Genomic DNA, 3,824 nt, shown 5'->3' on the forward strand with positions numbered 1-3,824 from the left:
TTTCTCACCTCCGTCGGCGGCATCGACGATCGCGTCGAGGGGCTGGAGGCCGGCGGCGACGACTATCTGGTCAAGCCCTTCGCCTTTTCCGAACTTCTCGCCCGCATCAACGCGCTTGGCCGGCGGCCGGCGGCGCAGGAGCAGAAAACCGTCCTGCGGGTCGCCGACCTCGAAATGGACCTGATCATGCGGCGGGTCACGAGGCGGGGCCAGCCGATCGACCTGCAGCCCAGGGAATTCAGCCTGCTGGAAGTGCTGATGCGCGGCGAAGGCCGCGTCATCACCCGGACCATGCTTCTGGAGCGCGTCTGGGATTTTCATTTCGATCCCAGGACCAGCGTCGTCGAGACCCATATCAGCCGGCTGCGGGCCAAGGTCGACAAGCCCTTCGAAACCCAGCTCATCCACACCGTCCGCAACACCGGCTACAGCCTGCACGCGCCGTCATGACCGGAACATGGTCCCGCCTGCTGCGCAGCACGCCGTTCCGGCTGGCCCTGACCTTCGCCTTCCTGTTCGTGCTCGCCTTCGTCCTGTCTGGCGCCATCGTCTACCAGATGATGAGCGCCGATCTTGCCGAGCGGCTCGACGACACCATCAAGGAGACCTACGCGGTCGTCGCCGCAACCTATGCCGAGAACGATCTCAAGGAGCTGGTCGAGACCGTCGGCAGCCACTCGCTGCGCAGCCTCAAAAAGGAGCAGCTGTTTTCGCTGACCGACGCGACGGGCAATCGCCTGGCCGGCAACTTCACCGCGGCAGGGCTTCCCGACGGCTTCTCGATGTTCGACACCGAAATGCCCGGCGTGCCGCCCGGCGCCGAGTACCGCGCCTATTCCGGCCCGGTCGGCGGCAACACCCTGACCGTCGCCTTCAGCCTTTCCGAGACGGAGGAGCTGGAGAGGATCGTGCTGATGAGCTTTGGCTGGGGAACCCTGATCATCACCGGGCTGGCGGTCGCCGGCGGCGCCCTGCTGGCCTCGCGGGTCCAGCGCCGTCTCGACGGCATTGCCGCCACCATGGTGGATGTCTCGCACGGACGGCTGGACACCCGCATTCCCCTGACCGGCAAGCGCGACGACATCGACATCGTCTCCAGCCAGGTCAATGCCGCGCTCGACCGCCTGTCGGCACTGGTCGAAGGCATGAAACAGGTCAGCGCCAACATCGCCCACGATCTGAAGACGCCGCTCAACCGGTTGCAGATGATCCTCGATACCGCGTCGGAAAAGAACCTGTCGGGCCAGAAAATCGCCGCTGAACTGGCCGAGGCGCATGCCGAGAGCCTGCAGATCAACGAGACCTTCGATGCCCTGCTGCGCATCGCGCAGATCGAGGCCGGCGCCCGCCGGGCGCGGTTCACCGATGTCGATCTGGGCGAGGTGCTGCAAACCATCGCCGAAATCTATGCCGATGTTGCCGAGGACGACGGAAAGTCGCTGTCGTTGGCGCAACCACAGGAAACGACGGACCGGATCCATGGCGATCGCGAGCTGTTGACGCAGATGTTCGCCAATCTGGTCGAGAACGCGCTGCGCCATTGTCCATCGGGCACGACGATAAAGCTGTCGGCGGCGCGCCAGGGCGAACGCGTCGTTGCCGGCGTCGCCGACAACGGTCCCGGCATTCCGGCGGAAGAGCGCGAGAAAGTGTTCCAGCGGCTCTATCGGCTGGACCATAGCCGGTCGACATCGGGCAGCGGGCTGGGTCTCAGCCTTGTCCGGGCAATCGCCGATCTGCATGGCGCATCGATCACGCTGGGCGATGGGCAGCCCGGGCTTGCGGTGGCGGTGAGTTTTCCGCTGGCGATGGATTAGAGGCCGATCTCCCCCCTTGAGGGGGAGATGTCGCCGAAGGCGACAGAGGGGGTCGCCTCGCGTGAAGCGCCAGCCTCCATCTGTCGCAAGGAGGTCGCATCCGGTCGGACCGACCCCCTCTGGCCTGCCGGCCATCTCCCCCTCGAGGGGGGAAACCAGCAGCTTCACCGATCGATCCGCGTCGACAGGATGATCGACGACAGGGTCCGCTCGACCCCGTCCATGGCGCCGATCTGGTCGAGCAGCATGTCGAGGTCGCGGATCGATGGCGCGTCGACGATGACGATCATGTCGAAATTGCCGCTGACCGAATGCAGCGTCCGGACCGTCGTCAGGGCGCGCAGGCCGCGCACCACCTTGTCGGCGAGCTTGGGCGTCACGGTGAGCAGTACATGCGCCCGCACCAGCCCCTGCTCGTAGTCCGGCGCCAGCCGGACGCCATAGCCTGATATGATGCCGCGCTGCTCCAGCCGCTCGATGCGGCTCTGCACGGTCGTTCGAGACACGCCAAGCCGCCGCGCCAGCTCGGCGGTCGAGGCGCGCGCATTCTCGCGCAGCAGGGAAAGCAGAGCCTGTTCGGCGTCACTGAGCATTTCGACGATTCTTCTCGGCAGACTGTCCAATCAACGGTTTCGTTTCGAACAAAACCACGCTTCCATTCGACGGGCAAGCTGCGAATCTGAGCTCACAATCAGTGAGGGATCGGTCATGAAAAAAATTGTCGTTGTCGGCGCCGGAAAGATCGGCTCGACCATTGCCGAGATGCTCGCCGCCACTGGGGATTATCAGGTCACGCTCGTCGACCGCTCGGCAGCACAGCTCGCTGCTGCCGAACTGCCGGCCACGGTTGCGACGCTGGAGCTCGACATCGAAGCCGCCGGCGCGCTGGAAGCCGCGCTCGCCGGCAAATTCGCGGTGCTCAGCGCCGCTCCCTTCCATCTGACCACCCGCATCGCCGAAGCGGCGGCCAGTGCCGGCGTGCACTATCTCGACCTGACCGAGGACGTCGTCTCGACCCGCCGCGTCAAGGAACTGGCGCGTTCGGGCAGAAGCGCCTTCATTCCGCAATGCGGCCTGGCGCCGGGCTTCATCTCGATCGTCGCCAACGATCTCGCCAGCCGGTTCGATTCGCTGGAGAGCGTGCGCATGCGCGTCGGCGCTTTGCCGCAATACCCGTCCAACGCGCTGAACTACAACCTGACCTGGAGCACCGACGGCGTCATCAACGAATATTGCGAGCCCTGCGAGGCAATCGTCGAAGGCGAGCTGGTCGAGGTGCCGCCACTGGAAGAGCGCGAGGAGTTCTCGCTCGACGGCGTCACCTACGAAGCGTTCAACACCTCCGGCGGCCTTGGCACGCTGGCCGAGACGCTGAAGGGCAGAGTGCGCACGCTCAACTACCGCACCATCCGCTATCCCGGCCACGCCGCGATCATGAAGGCGCTGCTCAACGATCTCGGCCTGCGCCACCGCCGTGACGTGCTGAAAGACATTTTCGAGAGCGCCCTGCCGGCGACGCTGCAGGACGTGGTCATCGTCTTCGTCACCGTCTCCGGCCGCAAGAATGGCCGCCTGCTGCAGGAGACCTACGCCAACAAGATCTACTCCAGGCGCATCGGCGACCAGGTGCGCAGCGCCATCCAGATCACCACGGCGTCCGGTATCTGCGCCGTGCTCGACATGCTGGCCGACGGCAGCCTGCCGGCGACGGGCTTCATCAAGCAGGAAGACATCGCGCTTGACGCGTTTCTGGCCAACCGTTTCGGGCGCGCCTATGCGCAGCACGAGATGGTGAGCCGGCTGGCGGGGTGATCAGCGTCTCTCTCTTGTGAGAGGCTGGCGGGACAGTGCCCCCTCTGCCCTGCCGGGCATCTCCCCCTCTAGGGGGGAGATCGGCTGTCATCTTAGATTTCGCCAATTTTCAAAGTCTTGGAAGAGGCGGGTTGCCCGAAACTGCTGATCTCCCCCCTTGAGGGGGAGATGTCCGGCAGGACAGAGGGGGGCGAG

At 65.1% G+C, this 3,824-nt stretch carries 4 protein-coding genes; 3 read left to right on the forward strand and 1 reads right to left on the reverse strand.

The features are described 5' to 3' along the window. Together EN750_RS22930 and EN750_RS22935 are read left to right on the forward strand one after the other, a co-directional pair. Positions 1–450: winged helix-turn-helix domain-containing protein (locus EN750_RS22930; protein WP_127397736.1), on the forward strand; the 450-nt coding region annotated here is incomplete at its 5' end. Beyond that, on the forward strand, positions 447–1,817 hold the full coding sequence (locus EN750_RS22935) for an ATP-binding protein (protein WP_127397737.1): 1,371 nt from the start codon (positions 447–449) through the stop codon (positions 1,815–1,817). The genes EN750_RS22930 and EN750_RS22935, both read left to right, overlap by 4 nt. 164 nt (positions 1,818–1,981) lie before the next feature. On the opposite strand, the gene EN750_RS22940 is transcribed toward EN750_RS22935, so the two are convergent. Further along, positions 1,982–2,410: an Lrp/AsnC family transcriptional regulator gene (locus EN750_RS22940; protein WP_127329250.1), complete on the reverse strand. Its 429-nt coding sequence runs from the start codon at positions 2,408–2,410 to the stop codon at positions 1,982–1,984. A 115-nt stretch (positions 2,411–2,525) separates the two neighbouring features. Between EN750_RS22940 and EN750_RS22945 the strand changes: the two genes are divergently transcribed. Further along, complete coding sequence (locus tag EN750_RS22945) at positions 2,526–3,629, forward strand: saccharopine dehydrogenase family protein (RefSeq protein ID WP_127397738.1); 1,104 nt, start codon at positions 2,526–2,528, stop codon at positions 3,627–3,629. Positions 3,630–3,824 lie beyond the last annotated feature (195 nt).

It is taken from the genome of Mesorhizobium sp. M7A.F.Ca.ET.027.03.2.1 (genome assembly GCF_003999175.1).
In the GTDB taxonomy this organism is placed as follows: domain Bacteria; phylum Pseudomonadota; class Alphaproteobacteria; order Rhizobiales; family Rhizobiaceae; genus Mesorhizobium.